This is a genomic window from Psychrobacter sp. 78a-MNA-CIBAN-0178 (genome assembly GCF_040309625.1).
Classification (GTDB): domain Bacteria; phylum Pseudomonadota; class Gammaproteobacteria; order Pseudomonadales; family Moraxellaceae; genus Psychrobacter; species Psychrobacter okhotskensis.
This window is the reverse complement of sequence record NZ_JBEOOZ010000176.1, coordinates 1-250: the sequence shown is the minus strand read 5'-3', so window position 1 is coordinate 250 and position 250 is coordinate 1. Positions and strand designations below refer to the sequence as shown.

General features: G+C 41.2%; 1 protein-coding gene. It reads left to right on the top strand.

Going from position 1 to position 250, the window contains the following annotated elements:
• Nucleotides 1–34: 34 nt before the first annotated feature.
• Nucleotides 35–250: DnaB-like helicase N-terminal domain-containing protein (locus AAEY80_RS14740; RefSeq protein ID WP_350588626.1), on the top strand; the 216-nt coding region annotated here is incomplete at its 3' end.

The window sequence follows — 250 nt, the reverse complement described above, 5'->3', positions numbered from 1 at the left end:
GAATAGAGCCATTCAATTTTACTACTGTGAAGTTATGGCCAAACCAGATAAGCAAGTCGATACTCTTAAAGTTCCTCCCCATTCAATAGAAGCTGAACAATCTGTTTTAGGTGGCTTAATGCTTGATAACCAAGCTTTTGACCGCGTAGCTGAGCTTGTTGTATCACAGGATTTTTATACCCGCACGCACAAGTTAATTTTTGAGGCGATGACGGCACTTGCTGAGATTGGCGATCCGATAGATTTAATC